The sequence below is a fragment of the Streptomyces sp. NPDC107521 genome, assembly GCF_055598485.1.
Window position 1 is genome coordinate 191694 of record NZ_JBVKAT010000007.1, and the last position, 21902, is coordinate 213595.

Here is a 21902-nt window from a genome sequence, read left to right on the forward strand (position 1 = left end):
ATGCACCACCTCGCATCGGCCTCGCTCCCCTCCCTGTGGGACGAGGTATCCGGCACCCAGCCCGCGCCCGCCCTCTGGGTGGTGGTCGCGACACTGGCCGCCGCGCTCGCCGCGGTCGTGCCGCCCGCGCCCTGGCGCCTGGCGCGCAACGCGATCACCATCGCCCACGAGGGCGGGCACGGACTGGTGGCGCTGCTGACCGGCCGCACCCTGACGGGGATCACCCTGCACTCGGACACCAGCGGACTCACGGTGAGCCGGGGCAGGCCGCACGGGCCGGGCATGGTCCTGACCGCGCTCGCGGGCTACCCCGCGCCGCCGCTGCTGGGGCTGGGCGGCGCGGCGCTGCTGGCCGGCGGGCGCATCACGCTGCTGCTGTGGCTGGCGACGGCGCTGCTGGCCGCCCTGCTGGTGATGGTCCGCAACGCCTACGGGGTCCTGACGGTGGTGCTGTCCGGCGGCACCTTCCTGCTGGTGTCCTGGCTGACCGGGCCGCAGGTGCAGGCGGCGTTCGCGTACGCGGTGGTGTGGTTCCTGCTGCTCGGCGGGGTGCGCCCGGCCTTCGAGCTCCAGTCCAAGCGGGCGCGCGGCGGCGCCGGTGACTCGGACGCGGACCAGCTCGCCCGGCTGACCCACGCGCCGGCGGGCGTCTGGCTCTTCCTCTTCCACGTGGTGTCGCTGTCCTCGCTGGTCGGCGGGGGGCGCTGGCTGCTGGGGGTGTGAGGGGCCGGGCGATGGCGGCTCCCCCTCCCCCGGCCGGACCCGGGCCACCCGACCGGGCGGATCGGGGCCGGGGGTTGCGGCGGGCGGCGAACGGAGGGGCGCGCAGGGGGCGGCGGGGCGCCGCACCGGGCCGTCGGGGGTCGTCGCGGGGCCCCGCGGGGGCGCGAACCGGGCGATCCCGCTCCGTTCCCGGACCTCCCCGGGCGGCGGCGGTGCGCATTCGGTCGGGTTCCGGTGCATCTGCTCAGGATTTCCGATCGCCTTCAGCCACTAAAGTGGCAGCCATGACCCTGAACTCCGCGCCCACCGCCCTCTGGCCCGCACCGCACGCGAGCGCAGCTGTTGACGCGACCGTCCATGTGCCGGGTTCGAAGTCGGTCACCAACCGCGCCCTCGTCCTGGCCGCCCTGGCCTCCGAACCCGGCTGGCTCCGCCGCCCGCTGCGCTCCCGCGACACCCTGCTGATGGCGGGCGCCCTGCGCGCGCTGGGCGTGGAGATCGAGGAGGGGATCGGCCCGGACGGCACCGGTGAGTTCTGGCGGGTCATCCCGAACGCGCTGCGCGGCCCCGCCACCGTCGACGTCGGCAACGCGGGCACGGTGATGCGCTTCGTGCCGCCCGTCGCCGCCCTCGTCGACGGCGACGTCCGCTTCGACGGTGACCCCCGCTCGTACGAGCGTCCGCTGCACGGGGTGATCGACGCGCTGCGTGTGCTCGGCGCCCGCATCGACGACGACGGGCGCGGCGCGCTGCCGCTGACCGTGCACGGCGCCGGGGCCCTGGCGGGCGGCCCGGTGGAGATCGACGCCTCCTCCTCCTCCCAGTTCGTCAGCGCCCTGCTGCTCTCCGCCCCGCGCTTCAACCAGGGCGTCGAGGTCCGGCACACCGGGACCGCGCTGCCGTCGATGCCGCACATCCGGATGACCGTCGACATGCTCCGCTCGGTCGGCGCCCAGGTCGACACCCCGGAGTCCGGCGGCGAGCCCGACGTCTGGCGGGTCACCCCGGGCGCGCTGCTCGGCCGGGACCTCGTGATCGAGCCGGACCTGTCCAACGCCCAGCCGTTCCTGGCGGCGGCGCTGGTGACCGGCGGCCGGGTCGTCGTTCCCGACTGGCCCGCCCACACCACCCAGCCGGGTGACCGGCTGCGCCAGATCTTCACCGAGATGGGCGGTTCCTGCGAACTGACCGACTACGGACTGGTCTTCACCGGCTCGGGTGCCGTGCACGGCATCGACGTCGACCTCGGCGAGGTCGGCGAACTCACTCCGGGCATCGCCGCCGTGGCCGCCCTCGCGGACTCCCCGTCGACGCTGCGCGGGGTGGCGCACCTGCGCCTGCACGAGACGGACCGGCTGGCCGCGCTCACCAAGGAGATCAACGGACTGGGCGGCGACGTCACCGAGACCGCCGACGGCCTGCACATCCGTCCGCGCCCGCTGAGCGGCGGGGTGTTCCACACCTACGAGGACCACCGGATGGCCACCGCCGGCGCGGTGCTCGGCCTCGCGGTCGAGGGCGTGGAGATCGAGAACGTGGAGACGACCGGCAAGACCATGCCCGACTTCCCCGATCTCTGGACGGGGATGCTCGGGGCGTAGGGACGGTTCGCCATGCGCCGCTACGGCAAGCACACCGACGAGGACGACATCCGCAGCCGCCCCAACCGCCGGGGCAACCGGCCACGCACCCACATCCGGCCCAAGCACGAGGACGCGGCCGGGGGCATGGTGCTCACCGTCGACCGGGGACGGCTGACCTGCCTCGTCGAGGACCGGGTGGTCATGGCGATGAAGGCCCGCGAACTGGGCCGCAAGGCGGCGGTGGTCGGCGACCGGGTCGCGCTGGTCGGCGACCTGTCCGGCCGCAAGGACACCCTCGCGCGGATCGTCCGCATCGAGGAGCGCGACTCGGTGCTGCGGCGCACGGCGGACGACGACGACCCGTACGAGCGGGTCGTCGTCGCCAACGCCGACCAGCTCGCCATCGTCACCGCCCTGGCGGACCCGGAGCCGCGCCCGCGGCTGATCGACCGCTGCCTGGTCGCGGCGTACGACGGCGGACTGACGCCGCTGCTGGTGCTGACCAAGTCGGACCTCGCGCCGCCGGACGAACTCCTCGGCCTGTACGGCGCGCTGGACATCCCCTACGTCGTCACCCACCGCGAGGAGCTGGAGAGCGGCGACGCGGCCGACCGGGTGCGGGAGCACCTGGGCGGCCGGGTCACCGCGTTCGTCGGCCACTCCGGCGTCGGCAAGACCACCCTCGTCAACGCGCTGGTCCCCGAGGAGCGGCGCCGCGTCACCGGGCACGTCAACGCGGTCACCGGCCGCGGCCGGCACACCACGACCTCGGCGCTGGCCCTGCCGCTCGCGAAGGCGGACGGCTGGGTCGTCGACACCCCGGGCGTACGGTCGTTCGGGCTCGCCCACATCGATCCGTCCCGGGTGATCCACGCCTTCCCCGACCTCGAACCGGGCACGGAGGGCTGTCCGCGCGCGTGCAGCCACGACGAGCCGGACTGCGCGCTGGACGCGTGGGTGGCCGAGGGGCACGCCGATCCGGCCCGCCTCTACTCCCTGCGACGGCTGCTGGCGACGCGGGAGCGGACCGAGGGCGACTGAACTCGCGTGTTTGCCGCCCCCGGGGATCGGTAAGTGCATAATCGCACCAAGCCTGAACCAAGCCTGCGCAAAGCGGTCACGGTGCGTGACACCACGGGAGGACGACACATGGCGTGGCTGCTGGTCATCGTGGCAGGGGTGCTCGAAACGGGATTCGCGGTCTGCCTGAAGCTGTCGCACGGCTTCACCCGGCTCTGGCCGACCGTCGCGTTCTGCGCCTTCGCGCTGGGCAGCTTCGGTCTGTTGACGCTGTCCCTGAAGAAGCTGGACGTGGGCCCGGCGTACGCGGTGTGGACGGGCATCGGCGCGGCGGGCACCGCCATCTACGGCATGGTCTTCCTCGGCGACCTCGTCTCGACGCTGAAGATCGTGTCGATCAGCCTGGTCATCGTCGGGGTCGTCGGGCTGCAGCTGTCCGGCTCGGCGCAGTGACGCCCCCGCCCCGCCGGGCCTGACGGCCGCGCCCGAAACCGCCCCGCTCCGAAGCCGCGCGGCCCCCGCGCCCCGTCTCCCGTGGCGCCCGTTTCACCCGCCGTCCGCCACCCGCCGCGCGCGCCCCTCGCGCCCCTCGCGCCCGCCTGACGGTTCCCCCGCTCCTCCGCGCCGTCCCGTCAGAACGGCGGCAGCACGGGGCGGACCAGTTCCGTCACGTCCCCCTCCACGGGCGGCGCCGCGACGCAGGACAGGGCGAGGCGCACGGCGAGTTCGCAGGAGCGGGCCAGCGCGGCGGCCTCCGCGCGGGGCGTGCCGGGCGCCTGGAGCGCGGCGACGGCACGGTCGCGGACCAGGACCACGAGATCGCCGGGCGAGGGCAGCGGCCCGCCGCCCCGGCGCCGGTCCGGCGCGGTGGAGGGGGACGGCGCCGGACCGGGGCCGGGTGCGGCGGCCGGGGCGGGGTCCGGTGCGGCGGCCGGGGCGGGCCGGGGCGCGGACGCCCGACCGGCCCCCGGCGCGCGGGCCGGGGCGGGCAGCCCCTCCTCCCAGCAGCCGGTGAGCAGGGCCCGCACCAGGGCGTTGCCGCGGGCGGCGGCGGCCGTCCACTCGGCGGCCGCGGTGAGCCGGTCCCCCGGGCCGCCGGGTCCGGCCAGCGCCCGTTCCACCCCGGCGAGATAGCCGTCGGCCTCCCTGCGCACGAGGGCGCGGGCCAGCCCGTCCTTGTCCCCGAACTCGTTGTAGAGCGTCTGCCGGGACACCCCGGCCGCCGCCGCCACGTCGACCATCCGCACCGCGGACCACGGCCGGCGCGCCAGCGCCGCGCGCGCGGCATCGAGCAGGCCCTCCCGGGCTGCGGTCACCATGCCTCCCTGAACCCGACACCTTCCGTCCACATTCGAGGGACAAATGCCCCGTGTCAACCCGTCCCGGTCCGGCCACGGAACGGCTCATAACCGCCCCAACTCCCCCCGCTCCCAAGCCGGGAGCGGACGGACGGCCGTTTCGCGCCATCCACCCCGGGCGCGCCGGACGCGGGGGTGTCCGACACGCCGGGGCGGACGCGACGGCGCCGCCCGAACCCCGCCGCCGCCCGGTCCTGTTGGCCCTGCCCCCACCACGGCGGATACCGTGGCCGCATGGCCGACTACCTCGACGACCTCCGCCTCGCCCACGTCCTCGCGGACGCCGCCGACGCCGCGACGATGGACCGCTTCAAGGCCCTCGACCTCAAGGTCGAGACCAAGCCGGACATGACCCCGGTGAGCGAGGCGGACAAGGCCGCCGAGGAGCTCATCCGCGGCCATCTCGCCCGCGCCCGCCCCCGCGACGCCGTGCTCGGCGAGGAGTACGGCGTCGTCGGCACCGGTCCCCGCCGCTGGGTGATCGACCCCATCGACGGCACCAAGAACTACGTGCGCGGCGTCCCCGTGTGGGCCACCCTGATCTCCCTGATGGAGGCCGCGGAGGGCGGCTACCGGCCCGTCGTCGGCCTGGTCTCCGCGCCCGCCCTGGGCCGCCGCTGGTGGGCCGCACTGGACCACGGCGCCTTCACCGGCCGCAGCCTCACCTCGGCCTCCCGCATCCACGTCTCCCGGGTCCCGTCGCTCTCCGACGCGTCCTTCGCCTACTCGTCCCTGACCGGCTGGGAGGAGCAGGGCAGGCTGGACGGCTTCCTGGACCTGACCCGCGAGGTGTGGCGCACCCGGGCGTACGGCGACTTCTGGCCGTACATGATGGTCGCCGAGGGCTCGGTCGACCTCTGCGCCGAACCCGAGCTGTCGCTCTGGGACATGGCCGCCAACGCGATCATCGTCACCGAGGCGGGCGGCTCCTTCACCGGCCTCGACGGGCGCCCCGGCCCGCACAGCGGCAACGCGGCGGCCTCCAACGGCCTGCTCCACGACGAGCTGCTCGGCTATCTGAACCAGCGGTACTGAAACGGGGCCACCGCCCGGCCGTCCACCGGGCCCGGCCACGACGGCGGGACGCGCGACCCGCGACCCTTGACCGGGTGACGGCGGGACGGCGGGACGGCGGGACGGGAACGAAACGGGCCGGACCCCCGTCCCCAGGAGTCCGGCCCGTCGCTACGGCAAGCGGCCCAGTGTCAGTGCTGGGAGTCAGCCGCGGAGGGCCTGGACCGCGACCTCCAGCCGCTTGCCGAAGTCGGCGTCGGCCCGACGGAAGTTGCCGACCGCGCGCTCGACGATGTCCTCGCGCGAGACCTGCGAGAGGGCCCCGGCCAGGTTGCCGACCAGGCGCTCCTTCTCCTCGTCCGTCATCAGCCGGTAGAGGTCGCCCGCCTGGACGAAGTCGTCGTCCTCGGCGTGCGACGGGGCCACGTGGTCGCCGGTGACCCCGGAGACCGCGACCGGCCGCCAGAGCGGCCGGTCCGTCTGGACCGGGCCGCCGAAGCTGTTCGGCTCGTAGTTCTTCGCGCCCTTGTGGCGGCCGTCGTAGAGGAAGCCGTCACGGGAGTGGGTGCGCGCCTCGGTGGCGTGCGGGCGGTTGACCGGGAGGTGGTCGGCGTTGATCCCGACCCGGTAGCGGTGCGCGTCGCCGTAGGCGAACAGACGGCCCTGGAGCATCTTGTCCGGCGAGGGACCGATGCCGGGCACGAAGTGCGCCGGGGAGAAGATCGACTGCTCGACCTCCGCGAAGACGTTCTCCGGGTTGCGGTTGAGTTCGAGCCTGCCGAACTCGACGACCGGGTAGTCCGCGTGCGGCCAGACCTTGGTGAGGTCGAACGGGTTGAAGCGGTACGTCGCCGCGTCCGCGGCGGGCATGATCTGCACGCCCACGGTCCAGCTCGGGAAGTCGCCCCGCTCGATGGACTCGCGCAGGTCGCGCTGGTGGGAGTCGGGGTCCTGGCCGGCGAGCCGGTCGGCCTCGGCCTGTGTGAGGCACTTGATGCCCTGGTCCGTCTTGAAGTGGTACTTGACCCAGAAGGTCTCGCCCGCCGCGTTGCTCCACTGGTAGGTGTGCGAGCCGAAGCCGTCCATGTGCCGGTACGACGCCGGGATGCCGCGGTCGCCGAACAGCCAGGTCACCTGGTGCGTCGACTCCGGGGACAGACCCCAGAAGTCCCAGACGTTGTCCGCCTCGGTCGAGCCGGTGTACGGGTCGCGCTTCTGGGTGTGGATGAAGTCGGGGAACTTGATGGCGTCCTTGATGAAGAACACCGGGGTGTTGTTGCCGACGAGGTCGTAGTTGCCCTGCTCGGTGTAGAACTTCAGCGCGAAGCCCCGGGGGTCGCGGACGGCGTCGGCGGCACCCAGGTTGCCGGCCACGGTGGAGAAGCGGAGGAAGGTCTCCGTCTCCTTGCCGACCTCGGAGAGGAACGCGGCCCCGGTGTACGCGGTGACATCGGCGGTGACGGTGAAGGTGCCGTAGGCGCCGGCGCCCCGGGCGTGCACGACCCGCTCCGGGATGCGCTCCCGGTTGAAGTGGGCGAGCTTCTCAAGGAGGAGCTGGTCCTGGACGAGGACCGGCCCGCCCGCACCCGCGGTCTCGCTGTTCTGGTTGTCCGCCACCGGAGCACCGGCCTCGGTGGTGAGCGGTCCCTGGGTCACTGCGCGCCTCCTGCGGAAATTCCCGTACATCCTGTCCCTTGGCCAAAGCCGAGTCCGATCCTACAATGGACATTGTCTAAGTCAAGTGGCGCTCCAAGTTCACACCTGTTCGGGACCTGGTCCCCTTGCTGTTAGGCTGGTCCGCATGAGTGACCTTCTGGAACGGCTGCGCGGACGCGGCTGGCGCATGACCGCGCAACGGCGTGTCGTGGCCGAGGTCCTCGACGGCGAGCACGTCCATCTGACGGCCGACGAGGTGCACTCCAGAGCGGTGGCGAAGCTGCCCGAGATCTCCCGCGCCACCGTGTACAACACGCTGGGCGAGCTGGTCTCGCTCGGCGAGGTGCTGGAGGTCGCGACGGACAAGCGCGCGAAGCGGTACGACCCGAACGCGCACCGGCCGCACCACCATCTGGTCTGCGCCGGCTGCGGGGCGATCCGCGACGTGCACCCGACGGGCAATCCGCTGGCGGACCTCCCCGACTCGGAGCGCTTCGGCTTCACGGTCTCGGGCGTCGAGGTGACCTACCGCGGCACCTGCCCGAACTGCGCGGCGGCCTGACCCGCCGCGCCCCCTACCCGACGGAGCCCCGGCACTGGGGTGCCGGGGCTCCGTCGTGCCCGAGCACGCACCCGCCCCCAGGGGCCGGGTGACGGCCCGGCGCGGATCACGGACCCTTACTCTGCGGCGCACGCGTGCCGACGCTACGGCGCACGAAGGACATTACGGCGTACGAAGGACGCCGCGGGACACGAAGGACGACGGGCGGCACAGCGACGGCACCCGGGAACGACGGAGAACACCGCGGGCCGACGGGAAGCCCTGGGAAACCGGAAAGCACCGAGGGCCGGAACCCTTTCGGATTCCGGCCCTCGGTCATCTGGTAGCGGGGACAGGATTTGAACCTGCGACCTCTGGGTTATGAGCCCAGCGAGCTACCGAGCTGCTCCACCCCGCGGCGATGAACTGAACACTACGTCAAGGGCGCGGGCGGAGGCAAATCACTCCGGCGCCGCCTCCCGGCCGCCCCGCCGCCGCCCACCGGACACCCGGCCACGCACCCTCTCGCGGCTCCGGAGGGCCCCTCCCGCGACACCGGCGCGACGCCGCTCCGGGCACCCCCGACGCCACGGCACCCCCGGCACCCCGACGGCGTCCCGGCACCCCCGCACCCGGACCGCCCCGGCGTCCGCCTACGCGGACAGCTCCTGGCGGAGGGCGTCCCGCAGCCGCGCCGCGCGCTCCCCCACCTCGGCGGGGCCCAGCGACACCGCCCGGTCGGCCCAGCGCTGCCCCTCGTCCAGGTCGCCGCGGCGCGCGCAGAGCAGCGCCAGCCGCAGGGCCGCCCGCCCGTGCCCGGCGTCGGCCGCGCGGCGCCACCACACGACCGCCTCGGGCTCGCTGCCCTCCCGGGCCAGCAGCAGCCCCAGGTTGAAGGCCCCGTTGCGGGAGCCCGCCTCGGCCGCCTCCCGGTACCAGCGCGCCGCCTCCACGACCTCGCCCCGGGCGGCGGCGAGCATTCCGACCCGCACCTGGGCGCGTCGGTGCCCCTGGGAGGCCGCCCGCTCGTACCACTCCTCGCACTCCGTCTTCCGGCACACCGGCTCGCCCAGCTCGTGCGCGGGCGCGGGCGGACGGCGCGCGTCCAGCACCGCCGCCAGCCGGTACGCCGCCTCCGGGCTGCCGCCGCCCGCCGCGCACCGCAGGAACCGCTCCGCGTCCCGCTCGTCGCCGTCCCGCAGCCGCGCCATGCCGACCTGGAGCGCCGCCTCGGTGTGCCCGGCGCCCGCCGCCCGCTCGTACCAGCGCAGGGCGGCCCGCTCCTCGCGCCGCCCGGCGTACAGGATGCCGAGGTTGAAGGCCGCGTCCACGCTGCCGGCCTCGGCGGCGCGGGAGAACCACGGCTCGGCCCCCGACTCGTCGCCGGAGGTCAGCAGCAGGATGGCCAGCGCGTTGGCGGCCTCGCGGTGCCCGGCGTAGGCGGCGCGCCGGTACCACTGCTCGGCCTGGCCGGTGCGGCCCTGCTCGGCGCAGAGCAGCCCGAGGTTGTACGCCCCGTTGTCGTCCCCGGCGTCCATCGCGGCCCGGTACCAGCGCTCGGCGGTCTGGGTCTCGCCCCGCTCGGCGTGCAGCGCGCCGAGGGCGTTGGCCGCGTTGCCGTCGCCGTCCTGGGCGGCGCGCAGCCACCACACCGCGGCGCTCTCCCGGTCCCCGGCGTCGCGCAGCAGGAAGCCCAGCGCGCAGGCGGCGCGGGCCTCGCCGTCCTTGGCCGACGTCAGGTACCAGCGCCCGGCCTCCTTCAGCTCGCCGCGCTGCTCCAGAAGGGTGCCCAGGTGCAGGGCGGCCCGCCGGTGGCCGCGGGCGGCGGCCTGCCGGTACCACTGCTCGGCCTCGCCGGGGCGCCCGTCCGCCCGGGTGCCCGCCCGGCGGACGGGCCGCGCGGGCGCCGGGGCGCCGGGGCCGTCGTCGTCCGGGTCGCCCGTGCGGCGGTCCAGCCGCCGGGCGAGCCGGTAGGCGGCCTCGCGGTGGCCGCGTTCGGCGGCGGCGCGCAGCCAGCGCTCGGCGCCCTCGCCGTCGGCGCGGTGCTCCAGCAGGTCCGCGAGGGCGTAGGCGCCGAGGACGTGGCCCTGTTCGGCGGCCTGGCGCAGCCAGTACTCGGCGGCCGGCTCGTCGCCCCGCTCGCGGAAGTGCCGGCCCAGCGCGTGGGCGGCGGGGGCGGAACCGGCGACGGCGGCGATCCGCCACCAGCCGGCGGCCTCGTCGGCGTAGCCGCGCTGGTGCAGCAGGACGCCCAGGTTGTTGGCGGCGGCGCGGTCGCCCGCGGCGGTGGCGGCGCGGAGGTGGGGTTCGGCTCCGTCGAGATCGCCGCGGCGCAGCAGCATGGCGCCGAGCACGCTCATCGCCTCGGCGTCGCCGGCCTCGGCGGCGATGCGGCGGCGCAGCTCCTCGGCAGCCTCGTCCGCCGCCTCCTGAGCCTCGTCCCCGGGCTCCTGCTGGCCGGACGACTGCGCAAAACGCCCTGTCCCGAACAGATTTGCCATGTCCCCCATAACGTCCATCGTCGCACCACCCGCGGCCTGATCACACCCGGTATACCGCAGCCGGGGAGGTCACTACAGCGTTTTGTCGACATGCCCACAGGGAGACAAGTCAAACACAGGTCGTCCCAACTCCCGTCGGCGGCGCGGCCGTCGGGGTCCCGCGTTTCGCGTCCGCACAGCACGAAGGCCCGGATTCCTGGGGAATCCGGGCCTTCGTCGGCGGTTCGCGCATGGCGTCCGCACCGTAGTAGCGGGGACAGGATTTGAACCTGCGACCTCTGGGTTATGAGCCCAGCGAGCTACCGAGCTGCTCCACCCCGCGCCGTTGTGTGTTCACCGTACCACGGCGCGGGGTGGCCGTCCGACCGGCTCGGACGGGTGGTCAGCCGCTCGCGGCGCTCTCACCGGGCGTGGGCTTCGCGTCGGCCTTGTCGCCGCTCGCGCCCCCGCCGTCCGGCTTGCCCTTGCCGTCCTGCGCCTTCTGACCGGCCTTCGCACCGGCGTCCCGGTCGGCCTTCGCCTGGGCGTCCTCCGCCCGCTGGAGGGCCTTGGCCAACTCCTCCTGGGCCTCGGCGTACTTGCCGAGGTCCTTCTGCTCCAGGGCCTTCTGGCCGGCGTCGAAGGCGTCCCTCGCGTCGTCCAGCGCGTCCCGGACGGTCGGGTTGGTGGTCGGCGGCGGTGTCTTGCCCTTGTCCGGGTCGGAGGGCGGCCTGGTGGGCGAACCCTCGGCCCCGAAGACCTTGTTCAGGGCCGCGTCCAGGGTGTCCTCGAAGGCAGTGTTGCCCCCGTAGCTCACCAGGACCTTCCGCAGCAGCGGGTACTTCAGCCCGCCACCGCGCACATAGACCGGCTCGACGTACATCAGCCCGCCGTCCAGCGGCACCGTCAGCAGGTTCCCGTACTCGACCTCCGAGTCACCGCCCCTGAGCAGCCGGATCGACTCGGCGATGTCCTGTTCGGAGTTGAACTGGCTCTGCACCTGCTTGGGTCCGTCGACGGTCGTGCTGGTGGGCAGCTTCAGGATTCTGATCTTCCCGTAGCCCTCCGTGCCGGCCTCGGCGTCGACCGCCATGAAGGCGCTGAGGTTGTCGCGCCCGATGGGGTTGAACGTCGTCGTCAGCGAGAAGGCCTGCTTCTGCTGGTCCGGCATCTTCATGCTCAGGTAGTACGGCGGCACCGCGTTGCCCGACTTGTTGGTCGGGTCGTCCGGCACCTGCCAGACCTCGCTGCCGCTGAGGAACGTGGTGGCGTCCTTCACGTGGTAGCGGGTGAGCAGTTCGCGCTGGACCTTGAAGAGGTCCTGGGGGTAGCGCAGGTGGTCCATGAGCGCGGTCGAGATCTCGCTCTTGGCCTTCACCGTCCCCGGGAACGCCTTCATCCAGGTCTTCAGGACGGGGTCCTGGGTGTCCCACTGGTAGAGCTTCACGTCGCCCGAGTAGGCGTCGACGGTGGCCTTCACCGAGTTGCGGATGTAGTTCACCCGGTTCTGCTGCGCCACCACCGTGCGCGAGTCGTTGCTCGCGGTCAGCGAGTCGGCGGTGGTGTCACCGAGCGTCGTGCGGGAGGCGTACGGGTAGCCGTTGGTCGTGGTGTAGGCGTCCACGATCCACTGGATGCGGCCGTCCACCACCGCGGGGTAGGCGTCGCCGTCGATGGTCAGCCAGGGCGCGACCGCCTCGACGCGGTCCTTCGGCGTGCGGTTGTAGAGGATCTTCGAACCCTCGCCGATGGCGCCCGAGTAGAGGATCTGCGGCTCGCTGAACGCCAGCGCGTACGCGGCCCGGTTGAGCGGGCTGGACAGGTCGACGCCGCCGTCGCCCTTGTAGGAGAAGGTCTTCTCCCCGGAGTCGTCGGAGTAGTCGATCTCCTTCTGGGGACCGCCGACGATCGAGTACGTGGTGGTCTTCTCGCCGTAGTAGATCCGCTGCTCGTACTTGCCGAGGTCGCCCTCGGAGGGCAGGTCGGACTCGGTGAAGACCGGGCGCCCCTCGGAGTCGACCTGGGTCCCCTTGGCCGCGACCACGCCGAAACCGTGCGTGTAGCGGAAGTGGTTGTTGATCCAGTTCTTCTTCGGGATGCCCGCCAGGTTCAGCTCGCGCAGGCCGATGACCGTGTCCTGGTCCTTGCCGTCCTTGCTGTAGCGGTCGACGTCCAGGTTGGTCGGGAACGCGTAGTAGTTCCGCATCTGCTGGAGCTGCTGGAACGTCGGCGAGATGATGTTCGGGTCCATGATCCGGATGGACGCGGTGGCGTCCACGTCGTCCCGGAGCTCGGTCTTGTCGTCGGTCTGGCTCCGGCCCGGGTACTCCGAGACCTGGGTGCCCGCGATGCCGTACGCGTCGCGCGTCGCCTTGAGGTTCTTCTCGACGTACGGCGCCTCCTTGGCCTGCTCGTTCGGCTGGACCTGGAACTTCTGGACCAGGGCCGGGTAGAGGCCGCCGATGAGGATCGCGGAGAGCACCATCAGGCCGAGGCCGATGACGGGGAGCTGCCAGGTGCGCCGCCACAGGGTGGCGAAGAACAGCAGGGCGCAGATGACCGCGATGCAGAACAGGATCGTCTTGGCCGGCAGGTACGCGTTGGCGTCGACGTACCTGAGACCCGTCCAGTTGTCGGTGGCCTTGAAGTCACTGGACTTCACCGCCAGCCCGTACCGGTCGAGCCAGTAGGCGACGGCCTTGAGGGCGACGAAGACGCCGATGAGCACCGACAGGTGCCCGGTGGCCGCGGCCGTGGCGCGCGCGCCCGGGCTGGTGATCCGCAGACCGCCGTACAGGTAGTGGGTGAGCGCCGCCGCGATCAGGGAGATGATCACCGTCGCGAAGCCGAAGCCCAGCAGGAACCGGTACCAGGGCAGGTCGAAGGCGTAGAAGGAGACATCCAGCTTGAACTGGGGGTCCTTCTGCCCGAAGGGGACGCCGTTGACCCACATCAGCCAGGTGCGCCACTGGCCGGCCGCCGAGGCGCCCGCGATGAGGCCGACGAGGGCGGTGACACCGAGGAGCAGCCACTTCTTGAACGGGGCGATGCCCATCCGGTAGCGGTCCAGGTTCTGCTGCTCCATCGACATCGCGCTCAGCGGCGGGCGCAGCCGGTGCGCCAGCCAGATGTTGAGCCCGACGGCGACCGCCATCAGGAGGCCGAAGACGAGGAACAGCCCGATCTTGGTCAACAGGGTCGTCGTGAAGACCGACGAGTAGTGGACCGACCGATACCACAACCAGTCCGTCCAGAAGCCCGCGAACATGGTGAACGCCATGCCGAGCACGGCGAGGACACCGAGTGTCATCAGCAGGGTCCGGACACGCCGGGACGGACGGCCCACTCTGATCCGCGGCCCCGTGGGGCCTCCGCCGCGGTCCGGCATCTGGAAAGCCAAGGTGCGCACCTCGAAGTTCGCTGTTGATACGTCAGGCCCTCGGGTTCGCGGGCCCCCCGTGCGCCCCCGTCGTCGCGGGCGCACACCTATGCAACTTACTCATCGCTTACTCGGTTCCCGATCCGGGTGGGGAACGAGGCAGGATTGTGACCATGTCCAACACCCCCATGGCAGCGAACCCCCTCACCCGGGCCGTCCTCGAGATCGACGAGTACGTCTCCGGTCTGGGCTGGGACCAGCCCGCACGCCTCTTCGCCCTCGTCGACACCGCACGGCTGCGGGCCGACCAGCCCTCGCTCGCGGACCGGCTCGGCCTGGCCGCCGAACCGGAGAGCTCCGGCCTCACCCCGATCGAACAGGACGAGATTCCAACGGACCAGCCGCTCGACGAGTTCCTGGGCACCATCGCCTGGCCCGACTCGGTGGCCGGCTGCGCGCTGGCCGTGGAGCGCCTGATGCTGCCGCCGTCGGCCGAGGCCCAGGTGCCGGACGGGCTGGACGAGGGGCGGCTGGCCCGCTGGGTGGCGGAGCACCCGGACCGGCAGGAGGTGCGGATGACGGTCGCGGTGCTGCGCGACGGGGCCCGCGAGTCCGCCCTGCGACTGCGGGAGAAGGACACCGCGACGGAGGTCCTCACGGGCTCGGACCTGGTGCCGGGGCTGGCCCGGGCGCTCTCGGCGACCTTCGCGGACTAGGGTCTTCCGTTCGGATCAGGCCGGCCCCGCGAGCCCGGCCTGATCCGGACGAGAGGCCCTGGCTCCGGCCGGGCCCCGGCCGCGCGTGCCCGGTTCCCGGGGGCGTCCGGCCGGGGCCGCCACGGCCGCGTCCGGACGCCCCCGTCCCGCACGGCCGCGGCCGGACGTCGGCCGGGAGCCGTCCGACGACGGCGCGGGGCGGGGTCCGGCGGTGGCGGGGCCGCTATCCGGCCGTGCACTTCGGCAGGGCGCCGGTCTTCCCCGCGCGGATGTCCTCAAGCGCGCCGAGGGCGTCGTCGATGGTGCCCACCTTCACCAGGGTGAGCCCGGACGGGATGTCCTTGGCGGCCGCCGCGCAGTTGTCCGCGGGCGTCAGGAAGTACCTGGCGCCCTTGTCGCGGGCGCCGATGGTCTTCATCCCGATCCCGCCGATCGGCCCGACGACGCCCGCGTCGTCGATGGTCCCGGTCCCGGCGACGAACGCGCCCCCGGTGAGGCTGCCCGGGGTGAGCTTGTCGTAGATGCCGAGCGCGAACATCAGGCCGGCGCTGGGGCCGCCGACGTCCGCGAGCTTGATGTCGATGTCGAACGGGAAGGTGTGGTCCGTCCCGGCGGAGATGCCGACGACGGCGCGCTTCGCGCCGCCGTCGTCCGAGGCCGCCGTGGTGAGCGTGACCTCGTCCGTCACCGCGGGGGCCCGCTTCTCCTTCTCGGCGGCGGCCTGCTCCTTGGCGGGCACGACGGTGAAGGCGACCTTCTCGCCGGGACGGTGCGCGGTGACCAGTTTCACCACGTCGCCGGGCTTGGTGACCGGCTTGCCGTCCACCGCGCGGATCACGTCGCCCGCGTGCAGCCGGCCCTCGGCCGGGGCTCCCTTGACCACCGTGGAGACGACCACCCAGGTCTTCACCGGGATCCCCAGCTTCTTCAGCGCGGCGACCTTGGCGCTCTCCTGGGACTGCGTGAACTCCTCGGCGTTCTCCTGGGTCGCCTGCTCCTCGGTCTTGCCGTCCGGGTAGATGCTGTCGTGCGGCACCACCCGGTCGTCGTGCGCCAGCCAGCCGTAGACCGCCTCGACGAGGTTCATCCTGTAGTCGGCGCTGGTGACCCGGACGGTGGTCATGTTCAGGTGACCGCTCGTGTCGTAGGTCTCGTGCCCGGAGATCTGGAGCACCGGCTCACCGTCGTGGTCCCCGAGGGTGTTCACCGTCGGCCCCGGCGACATCCGCGCGTACGGGACGGGGATGAAGACCCCGGCGCACAGGAGCGCGATCAGCATCAGCGTGGAGGCGAGCATCGTCGCGGTGCGGCGTGGCATGGAACGACAGTACGGGACGCGGCTGTCGGCGCCCTGTCAGGTCGGCGCCCCGCCTCCCGGGCGGGCCCCGCTCAGGCCTCCGTGCGGGGCCGCTCCATGGCCTCGCGGAAGCGGGCGTAGCCGTCCAGCTCGGGTCCGTCGCTGCGCGCCCGGCGGGTCCGGTTGGCCCAACTGCTCCACACCCCCGCGCCGACCGCGGCCACCAGCGGAATCAGCAACCAGGCGAGTGCACCCATGCCGACCTCCCAACCCCACGAGCGTCCGCGACTGACTGATCAGCAGATTAACCATCCGCAGTGACAACGCTCACGCCGGGGGCCCGGTTACGCAACCCGGGCGGCCGGTACCCGAAGGGTGACGGGAGGCGTGGCGGGGCGCGGCTCCCGGGGCCGCGGTGCGGCGGGTGCCGCCCGGGGTCAGCAGGCCCCGACCCACTCCTCGGTGCCGTCGGAGAAGGTCTGGTGCTTCCAGATCGGCACCTCGTGCTTGAGGTCGTCGATCAGACCGCGGCAGGCCGCGAACGCCTCCGCCCGGTGCGGGCACGACACGGCGACGACGACCGCCAGGTCCCCGATCTCCAGGTCGCCCACCCGGTGGACGGCGGCCAGCGCGCGCACGGGGTGGTTGGCCGCGACCTTCTCCGCGACCCTCCGCAGCTCGGCCTCGGCGGAGGGGTGGCACGAGTAGCCGAGCCGGTCGACGGAGCTGCCCCCGTCGTGGTCGCGCACGGTCCCTACGAAGAGGACCGTCCCCCCGGCGGCGTCGTCCCCGACGGCACGGAAGACCTCGTCCACCGAGAGCGGTGTCTCCCGGATGCCGATCAGCTTCACGGGGTCCGCCGCGGCCCGCTCACCGGGGTGGTCGTTCATGGATGCCATGCCCCCATCGTGCCGCACGGCACCGGCGGCGGAGAACGGCGCGATCACGCACGCGCGGGAGGGGCGCCCGGCGGCCCTCCCGGCCCGGGGGGCGATGGGGTCACGCGCACCGCGCGGGAGGCGGGCCGCGCGGGAGGCGGGCCGTCCCGGGTCCCGGTCGCGTCGTGTCCCGCGCGCGGGAGGGGGCTTCCCGGCCGGGCCCGCGCCGCCGGTGCCGCGGCGGCCGCCCGCGTGCGCGCGGGAGGGCCCGGGGACGGACCCCGATGCGTGGATGACGGGCCCGGCCGCCCGCGTGCGCGGGAGGACCGGTCCGGCGCTCTCCCGGGCCCCGGGCGGTGTCCTGTGCCCCCAAAGGCGGTTCGCCGGGCCCCGCCGGAACCTAGAGCCGCCGCCGGGCCTTGCGCGCCCTGCGGACCACCGCCGCCGCGCCCAGCAGCGCCACCGTGGCGCCCGCGGCGCCGGCCGCCGTCGCGTCCTTGCGCCCCAGCCGCCGCCCGGCGACCGTGTGCCGCCCGGCGACCTCCTCCAGCAGCTCGGCCAGCACCTCCTCGTTGGTGTACTTCGGCCGCCACCCGGCGTCGTGCAGCCGGCTGCCGCTCACCACCCAGGGGTACATCGTGTACGCCAGGTCACCGGCCGGGGAGGGCGTCAGGCCGATGCGGTGCAGCCGGGCCGCCGCGCCCAGCGCCACGGCCGACGGCAGCTCCATGCGGCGGATCCCGCTCAGCTCCTCGACCTCCTCCTGCTCCAGCCAGCCGTCGCAGCCGACGGCCAGCTCCCCGTCGGCCTTCTCCAGGACGGCGTACTCCAGGGCGCTGCAGAGGTCCTCGACGTGGCAGAACTGCCAGGCGGGCCGCGATCCGGCCACCACCAGGAGGCGCGGCGACTCGAAGTACCGGGTCAGGGCGGTGTCCATGCCGCCGACCAGCACCGCGGGGCGCACGACGGTCACCTGGAGGCCCGGGTGGGCGCGCGGGGCCCGGCGGCCCAGGCGCTCGATCTCCAGGAGGTCGCCGACGCCGGTCGCCTCGGCCGTGGCGCGCAGCTCGGCGTCCTCCGACAGGGGCAGATCGTTGTCCGGCAGGGCGCCGTAGACCATCGAGGAGGTGCAGAGCACCACGCGGTGCACCCCGGCCGCGGCGGCGGCCGTCAGGACCGTCTGGGTCCCCCGGACGTTGTAGGCCGTCCGGGCGGACGCGTCGGTCTCCAGGTCGAGGTCGAGCGCCAGGTGCACCACCACGTCCGCGCCGCGCAGCTTCTCGGCGATGGCCGGGTCCCGCACGTCCAGGACGTGCCACCGGGCGTCCGCGCAGTCGCCGCGCCGTTCGTCGATGGCCACGACCCGCCCGACCTCGTCGGACGCCGCGAGCCGCGCGGTGAGCAGCGCGCCGACGCCCGAAGCGGCACCGGTGACCGCCACGACGGGTCCGCGCGCGGCGGAACTGGTTGACCGGTTTCGCGCTGCGCGAACCTGCGGATCTGGGGAACTCACCGGGCGTCTCCAGCGGTTGTCTTCAGTACGGGCGCGAGCGACGCGTACGTACCAGGTGGCATCCATCCTGCCGCAGGCCGTCAGTCGGCGAAGCACCGAGGCCCGAACCGCTCCGGGTGTCTACGCTGGGTGGTGATGTCGGGCAGCCGTGCCGCCGGCCCAAGACCGGCGGCCCTACCAGCCGAGGAACCCCGTGAGTGACACCCCATTCGGATTCGGCCTTCCGCCGGAGGAGCCGGACGACGGCGACGAGGGCAAGAAGAAGGACCAGCAGGGCGGCGGTGGTCAGGGACCGGCCAACCCGTTCGGCTTCGGGCAGCCCGGGGCCGGCGGCCCCGGCGCGGACAACCCGTTCGCCGCCATGTTCGGCTCCATGAACCCCACCGACCTGGGCGCCGCGTTCCAGCAGCTCGGCCAGATGCTCTCCTACGAGGGCGGCCCGGTGAACTGGGACATGGCCAAGCAGATCGCCCGCCAGACGGTCGCCCAGGGCGCGCCGGACGGCACCAAGGACACCAGTGTCGGACCCGCCGAGCGCCGGGCCGTCGAGGAGGCCGTCCGCCTGGCCGACCTGTGGCTGGACGACGCCACCGCCCTGCCCTCCGGAGCCGGCTCGGCCGTGGCCTGGAGCCGCGCGGAGTGGGTCGAGGAGACACTGCCCGCCTGGAAGGAGCTGGTGGACCCGGTCGCGGAGCGGGTCGGCGCCGCCATGGGCGATGTGCTGCCCGAGGAGATGCAGGCCATGGCCGGCCCGCTGATCGGCATGATGCGCTCCATGGGCGGCGCCATGTTCGGCACCCAGATCGGCCAGGCCGTGGGCGTGCTCGCGGGCGAGGTCGTCGGCTCGTCCGACGTGGGGCTGCCGCTCGGTCCGTCCGGGCGGGCCGCGCTGCTGCCGGTGAACATCGAGCGCTTCGGCAAGGACCTGGGCGTGCCCCAGGAGGAGGTGCGGCTGTACCTGGCCCTGCGCGAGGCCGCCCACCAGCGCCTCTTCGCCCATGTGCCGTGGCTACGCTCGCACCTGTTCGGTGCCGTCGACGGCTACGCGCGCGGCATCAAGGTCGACACCGACAAGCTGGAGGACGTGGTCGGCCAGTTCGACCCGCAGAACCCCGAGCAGTTGCAGGAGGCGCTCCAGCAGGGCATGTTCCAGCCGGAGGACACGCCTGCGCAGAAGGCGGCGCTGGCCCGGCTGGAGACGGCGCTCGCGCTGGTCGAGGGCTGGGTGGACGCGGTGGTCCACGCCGCCGCCAAGCCGCGGCTGGGCTCGGCCGACGCGCTGCGCGAGACGCTGCGCCGGCGGCGCGCCTCGGGCGGTCCCGCCGAGCAGACCTTCGCCACGCTGATCGGTCTGGAGCTGCGCCCGCGCAGGCTGCGCGACGCGTCCCGGCTGTGGGCGTCGCTGACCGACGCGCGCGGCGTCGACGGCCGCGACGGCCTCTGGGCCCACCCCGACATGCTGCCGACGGCCGGCGACCTGGACGACCCTGACGGCTTCGTCCACCGCGAGCAGCTCGACTTCTCCGAGCTGGACCGGATCCTCGGCGAGGCCGCCGGGCAGACCGGCCCGGACAGGGAGGAGCGGGACGGGACCGGCCCGGAAGGTCCCGCGAAGGGCGGCCCGGCGGACGGCGGGGACAAGGGCGACGGGAAGGGCGGGAACGGCGGCGCGTCCGGTGGAAGGGGCGAGGACGCCGAGTGAGCCTGCGCGAGGACGCGACCCTGGTCCTTGAGGGGTACCCGGGCCAGAAGGAGCTGCGCACGCTCTATCTGGACCACCTGGCGGCGCATCCCGACGGCATGTGGAAGTCCTGCGGTGACGGCCACCTCACGGCCAGCGCCCTGGTCGTCGACCCCTCGCGCGGCCGGGTGCTGCTGACCCTGCACCGGAAGCTGCGCCGCTGGCTCCAGATGGGCGGGCACTGCGAGCCGTCGGACGACACCCTGGAGCGCGCCGCCCTGCGCGAGGCCGCGGAGGAGTCGGGCATCGCCGGGCTGACGCTGCTGCCCGGCGGTCCGGCGCGGCTGGACCGCCATCACACCCCGTGCGCCTGGCACCTGGACGTCCAGTACGCGGCGCTGGCGCCCGCCGGGGCCCTGGAGGCGATCAGCGAGGAGTCGCTCGACCTGCGCTGGTTCCCGTACGACGAGGTCGCGGCGGTGGCCGACGCGTCGGTGGTGCGCCTGCTGGAGGCGACGCGGGCACGACTGTGAGCCGGTAAGGGGCGACTGTTAAGGCGGTCGCCCCTTACATCGGTCTCCTCCGGCCCTCCGGCACCCTGCGGGTCAGCTCCAGGCGTTGCCCGGGTTCTGCCCCCGGGCACCCTGCTGGCCCATCCCGAACTGGGCGGCCGGCCCGGACCCGATCCGGGCGTTCTGCGGCGGCAGCAGCTCACTGGGCTGGACGAGGGCGAAGCCGTTGCCCATGAAGCTCAGCTCCCAGCCCTCACCCGTGCTGCCCCGGCGGCGCCACACCCCCGAGGAGTGGGTCTGCGCCTGCATCTGCACGCGCAGACCGGTGGACCAGGCGACGATCGCGTCGGCGTCGCAGTTGACGTACTTGTCGGGCGTCACCCGCATCAGCAGCGGCGCGCCGGAGGTCATCAGGGCGACGCTGCCGTGGCCGGTGATGTTGAGCTGGTACTTGCCCGACCCGGAAATGCCGTACTGGCTGTCGACGGCGATGACCTCGTAGTGCAGGGAGGAGTCCATGGCCAGCACATAGGCGCTGTCGACGGTCAGGCCCTCCGGCTCGACCTCCATCACATGGACGTACTGGGCGAGGTTGGCCAGGTAGACCGTGCCCTGCCCGTGGCAGCGCATCAGGTCCAGGCCCTCGCCGGTGTGGGCGCGGGCGCGCGCCTGGCCGTCGCCCTGGAACTCGGCGTCGAACTCGACGAGCCCCTGGTAAGCGACCATGGTGCCCTTGCGGGCGAGGATGTCGTCGTGGCCCTCCAGGAGCACGCGGAGCATGTTCTTGTTCTGGAGGCTCCAGCGCTCCCGGCTCTGCTGGTCGTTGTGGGCGAAAAGCGGACTCTGCATGGTGTTCTGACTCCCCTCAGCCCCGGACGCGGAGGCGGTCGGTGCTGTCCTCGCTGGGCTGGACGACGACGATGCCGTGGCCGGAGAAGGCCATCTGGAAGGCCTCGCCGCTGCCCCGGCCGATCAGGGACTGCGCCTTGAAGCTGCGCTTGCCCTTCACCTTGAGGTTCGGGGACCAGGCGACGAGCGCGTCCGGGTCCACGTACGTCTCGTCCTCGCCGCCGCCGCACTCGACGACGATCGGCTTGCCCCGGGAGGTCAGGGCGACCCAGCCCTGCCCGGAGATCCTGGTGTTCCACAGGCCCTGCCCGGCGAACTTCGCCAGCCCCTTGACCCGCTCCACGCCCCACGACAGGTGGGCGTCGAAGGCGAGCAGGTTGGTGGCGTTGACGGAGATCCCGTCACCGTTGAGGTTGATCACGACGACGTTCGCGCCGTAGTCGGCGAGGTAGAGCAGTCCGTCGCCGGTGCACTTCATCAGGGGCGCGCCCTCGCCGGTCATCCAGTCCCGGGCGATCTGGCGGACGGCGGACGGGTTGGGCTCGTACTGGACGAAGCCCTCGTAGGCGACCATGGAGCCCACCCGGGCGAACAGGTCGTTCCCGGTCTGCATGGCGATCTTCGCCATGTGGTTGCCGTGGTTCTCCATGCGGGCGGTGACGGGTGCGGGAGCGTAGCCCGCGAGCGGCTGGGTCATTCCGG

The 21902-nt window shown here is 73.4% G+C and carries 19 protein-coding genes and 2 tRNA genes; 9 read left to right on the plus strand and 12 right to left on the minus strand.

The genetic code is table 11. The features are described from left to right. The 4 genes from ACZ7LB_RS13620 to ACZ7LB_RS13635 all read left to right on the plus strand — a co-directional run bounded on the left by ACZ7LB_RS13620 (position 1) and on the right by ACZ7LB_RS13635 (position 3779). Positions 1–723, plus strand: coding sequence for a M50 family metallopeptidase (locus tag ACZ7LB_RS13620; protein ID WP_471468020.1), 723 nt, complete (start codon positions 1–3; stop codon positions 721–723). A 284-nt stretch (positions 724–1007) separates the two neighbouring features. Then, on the plus strand, positions 1008–2324 hold the full coding sequence (aroA, locus tag ACZ7LB_RS13625) for a 3-phosphoshikimate 1-carboxyvinyltransferase (protein WP_471467864.1): 1317 nt from the start codon (positions 1008–1010) through the stop codon (positions 2322–2324). A 12-nt stretch (positions 2325–2336) separates the two neighbouring features. Next, complete coding sequence (gene rsgA, locus ACZ7LB_RS13630; RefSeq protein ID WP_471467866.1) at positions 2337–3347, plus strand: ribosome small subunit-dependent GTPase A; 1011 nt, start codon at positions 2337–2339, stop codon at positions 3345–3347. Positions 3348–3455: 108 nt separating this feature from the next. After that, positions 3456–3779: a DMT family transporter gene (locus tag ACZ7LB_RS13635; RefSeq protein WP_471468022.1), complete on the plus strand. Its 324-nt coding sequence runs from the start codon at positions 3456–3458 to the stop codon at positions 3777–3779. Positions 3780–3958: 179 nt separating this feature from the next. Here the strand turns inward: ACZ7LB_RS13635 and ACZ7LB_RS13640 are convergent, their stop codons facing one another. Continuing rightward, positions 3959–4645 (minus strand): TetR/AcrR family transcriptional regulator, encoded by a 687-nt coding sequence (locus ACZ7LB_RS13640; protein WP_471467868.1) that lies wholly within the window; start codon positions 4643–4645, stop codon positions 3959–3961. Between the two features lie 273 nt (positions 4646–4918). Between ACZ7LB_RS13640 and hisN the strand changes: the two genes are divergently transcribed. Then, complete coding sequence (gene hisN / locus ACZ7LB_RS13645) at positions 4919–5719, plus strand: histidinol-phosphatase (protein WP_471467869.1); 801 nt, start codon at positions 4919–4921, stop codon at positions 5717–5719. 183 nt (positions 5720–5902) lie between these two features. Here hisN and ACZ7LB_RS13650 read toward each other — a convergent pair whose 3' ends face one another. Beyond that, positions 5903–7354: a catalase gene (locus ACZ7LB_RS13650; RefSeq protein ID WP_471467871.1), complete on the minus strand. Its 1452-nt coding sequence runs from the start codon at positions 7352–7354 to the stop codon at positions 5903–5905. A gap of 145 nt (positions 7355–7499) precedes the next feature. On the opposite strand from ACZ7LB_RS13650, the gene ACZ7LB_RS13655 reads away from it, so the two are divergent. Beyond that, positions 7500–7916, plus strand: coding sequence for a Fur family transcriptional regulator (locus ACZ7LB_RS13655; RefSeq protein ID WP_161227514.1), 417 nt, complete (start codon positions 7500–7502; stop codon positions 7914–7916). A 320-nt stretch (positions 7917–8236) separates the two neighbouring features. On the opposite strand, the gene ACZ7LB_RS13660 is transcribed toward ACZ7LB_RS13655, so the two are convergent. The 4 genes from ACZ7LB_RS13660 to ACZ7LB_RS13675 all read right to left on the minus strand — a co-directional run bounded on the left by ACZ7LB_RS13660 (position 8237) and on the right by ACZ7LB_RS13675 (position 13763). Further along, positions 8237–8313, minus strand: a tRNA-Met gene (locus ACZ7LB_RS13660). A gap of 235 nt (positions 8314–8548) precedes the next feature. After that, positions 8549–10405: a tetratricopeptide repeat protein gene (locus ACZ7LB_RS13665; protein ID WP_471467872.1), complete on the minus strand. Its 1857-nt coding sequence runs from the start codon at positions 10403–10405 to the stop codon at positions 8549–8551. A 239-nt stretch (positions 10406–10644) separates the two neighbouring features. Then, positions 10645–10718, minus strand: a tRNA-Met gene (locus tag ACZ7LB_RS13670). A 60-nt stretch (positions 10719–10778) separates the two neighbouring features. Next, positions 10779–13763, minus strand: coding sequence for a UPF0182 family membrane protein (locus ACZ7LB_RS13675; RefSeq protein ID WP_471468024.1), 2985 nt, complete (start codon positions 13761–13763; stop codon positions 10779–10781). A 164-nt stretch (positions 13764–13927) separates the two neighbouring features. Between ACZ7LB_RS13675 and ACZ7LB_RS13680 the strand changes: the two genes are divergently transcribed. Continuing rightward, positions 13928–14470 (plus strand): PPA1309 family protein, encoded by a 543-nt coding sequence (locus ACZ7LB_RS13680; RefSeq protein ID WP_471467873.1) that lies wholly within the window; start codon positions 13928–13930, stop codon positions 14468–14470. A gap of 223 nt (positions 14471–14693) precedes the next feature. Here the strand turns inward: ACZ7LB_RS13680 and ACZ7LB_RS13685 are convergent, their stop codons facing one another. The 4 genes from ACZ7LB_RS13685 to ACZ7LB_RS13700 all read right to left on the minus strand — a co-directional run bounded on the left by ACZ7LB_RS13685 (position 14694) and on the right by ACZ7LB_RS13700 (position 18158). Next, the gene (locus tag ACZ7LB_RS13685; protein ID WP_471467875.1) at positions 14694–15788 is read right to left on the minus strand and encodes a YlbL family protein; all 1095 of its coding nucleotides are present in this window, start codon (positions 15786–15788) and stop codon (positions 14694–14696) included. A 71-nt stretch (positions 15789–15859) separates the two neighbouring features. Next, positions 15860–16024 (minus strand): hypothetical protein, encoded by a 165-nt coding sequence (locus ACZ7LB_RS13690; protein WP_471467877.1) that lies wholly within the window; start codon positions 16022–16024, stop codon positions 15860–15862. A gap of 180 nt (positions 16025–16204) precedes the next feature. After that, positions 16205–16666, minus strand: a complete 462-nt coding sequence (locus ACZ7LB_RS13695) for a molybdenum cofactor biosynthesis protein MoaE (RefSeq protein ID WP_471467879.1) — start codon at positions 16664–16666, stop codon at positions 16205–16207. 379 nt (positions 16667–17045) lie between these two features. Further along, on the minus strand, positions 17046–18158 hold the full coding sequence (locus tag ACZ7LB_RS13700) for an SDR family oxidoreductase (protein ID WP_471467880.1): 1113 nt from the start codon (positions 18156–18158) through the stop codon (positions 17046–17048). A gap of 193 nt (positions 18159–18351) precedes the next feature. Here ACZ7LB_RS13700 and ACZ7LB_RS13705 point away from each other — a divergent pair, with 193 nt between their 5' ends. Together ACZ7LB_RS13705 and ACZ7LB_RS13710 are read left to right on the plus strand one after the other, a co-directional pair. Further along, positions 18352–19860: a zinc-dependent metalloprotease gene (locus ACZ7LB_RS13705; RefSeq protein ID WP_471467882.1), complete on the plus strand. Its 1509-nt coding sequence runs from the start codon at positions 18352–18354 to the stop codon at positions 19858–19860. Further along, complete coding sequence (locus ACZ7LB_RS13710) at positions 19857–20372, plus strand: NUDIX hydrolase (protein WP_471467884.1); 516 nt, start codon at positions 19857–19859, stop codon at positions 20370–20372. Before ACZ7LB_RS13705 ends, ACZ7LB_RS13710 begins: the two co-directional genes overlap by 4 nt. 72 nt (positions 20373–20444) lie before the next feature. Here ACZ7LB_RS13710 and ACZ7LB_RS13715 read toward each other — a convergent pair whose 3' ends face one another. Beyond that, positions 20445–21200: an AIM24 family protein gene (locus ACZ7LB_RS13715; RefSeq protein ID WP_471467885.1), complete on the minus strand. Its 756-nt coding sequence runs from the start codon at positions 21198–21200 to the stop codon at positions 20445–20447. Positions 21201–21216: 16 nt separating this feature from the next. Continuing rightward, positions 21217–21897, minus strand: coding sequence for an AIM24 family protein (locus ACZ7LB_RS13720; protein ID WP_471467886.1), 681 nt, complete (start codon positions 21895–21897; stop codon positions 21217–21219). Between the last annotated feature and the right edge of the window lie 5 nt (positions 21898–21902).

Excerpts from the sequence above, each read along its gene's own strand:
- ACZ7LB_RS13640 (WP_471467868.1), bottom strand. The coding sequence starts at position 4,645 with ATGGTGACCGCAGCCCGGGAGGGCCTGCTCGATGCCGCGCGCGCGGCG.
- aroA (WP_471467864.1), top strand. The coding sequence starts at position 1,008 with ATGACCCTGAACTCCGCGCCCACCGCCCTCTGGCCCGCACCGCACGCG.
- ACZ7LB_RS13680 (WP_471467873.1), top strand. The coding sequence starts at position 13,928 with ATGTCCAACACCCCCATGGCAGCGAACCCCCTCACCCGGGCCGTCCTC.
- ACZ7LB_RS13665 (WP_471467872.1), bottom strand. The coding sequence starts at position 10,405 with ATGGGGGACATGGCAAATCTGTTCGGGACAGGGCGTTTTGCGCAGTCG.
- ACZ7LB_RS13675 (WP_471468024.1), bottom strand. The coding sequence starts at position 13,763 with ATGCCGGACCGCGGCGGAGGCCCCACGGGGCCGCGGATCAGAGTGGGC.
- ACZ7LB_RS13690 (WP_471467877.1), bottom strand. The coding sequence starts at position 16,024 with ATGGGTGCACTCGCCTGGTTGCTGATTCCGCTGGTGGCCGCGGTCGGC.
- ACZ7LB_RS13655 (WP_161227514.1), top strand. The coding sequence starts at position 7,500 with ATGAGTGACCTTCTGGAACGGCTGCGCGGACGCGGCTGGCGCATGACC.
- ACZ7LB_RS13620 (WP_471468020.1), top strand. The coding sequence starts at position 1 with ATGCACCACCTCGCATCGGCCTCGCTCCCCTCCCTGTGGGACGAGGTA.
- ACZ7LB_RS13635 (WP_471468022.1), top strand. The coding sequence starts at position 3,456 with ATGGCGTGGCTGCTGGTCATCGTGGCAGGGGTGCTCGAAACGGGATTC.
- rsgA (WP_471467866.1), top strand. The coding sequence starts at position 2,337 with ATGCGCCGCTACGGCAAGCACACCGACGAGGACGACATCCGCAGCCGC.
- ACZ7LB_RS13685 (WP_471467875.1), bottom strand. The coding sequence starts at position 15,788 with ATGCCACGCCGCACCGCGACGATGCTCGCCTCCACGCTGATGCTGATC.
- ACZ7LB_RS13695 (WP_471467879.1), bottom strand. The coding sequence starts at position 16,666 with ATGGCATCCATGAACGACCACCCCGGTGAGCGGGCCGCGGCGGACCCC.
- ACZ7LB_RS13720 (WP_471467886.1), bottom strand. The coding sequence starts at position 21,897 with ATGACCCAGCCGCTCGCGGGCTACGCTCCCGCACCCGTCACCGCCCGC.
- ACZ7LB_RS13715 (WP_471467885.1), bottom strand. The coding sequence starts at position 21,200 with ATGCAGAGTCCGCTTTTCGCCCACAACGACCAGCAGAGCCGGGAGCGC.
- hisN (WP_471467869.1), top strand. The coding sequence starts at position 4,919 with ATGGCCGACTACCTCGACGACCTCCGCCTCGCCCACGTCCTCGCGGAC.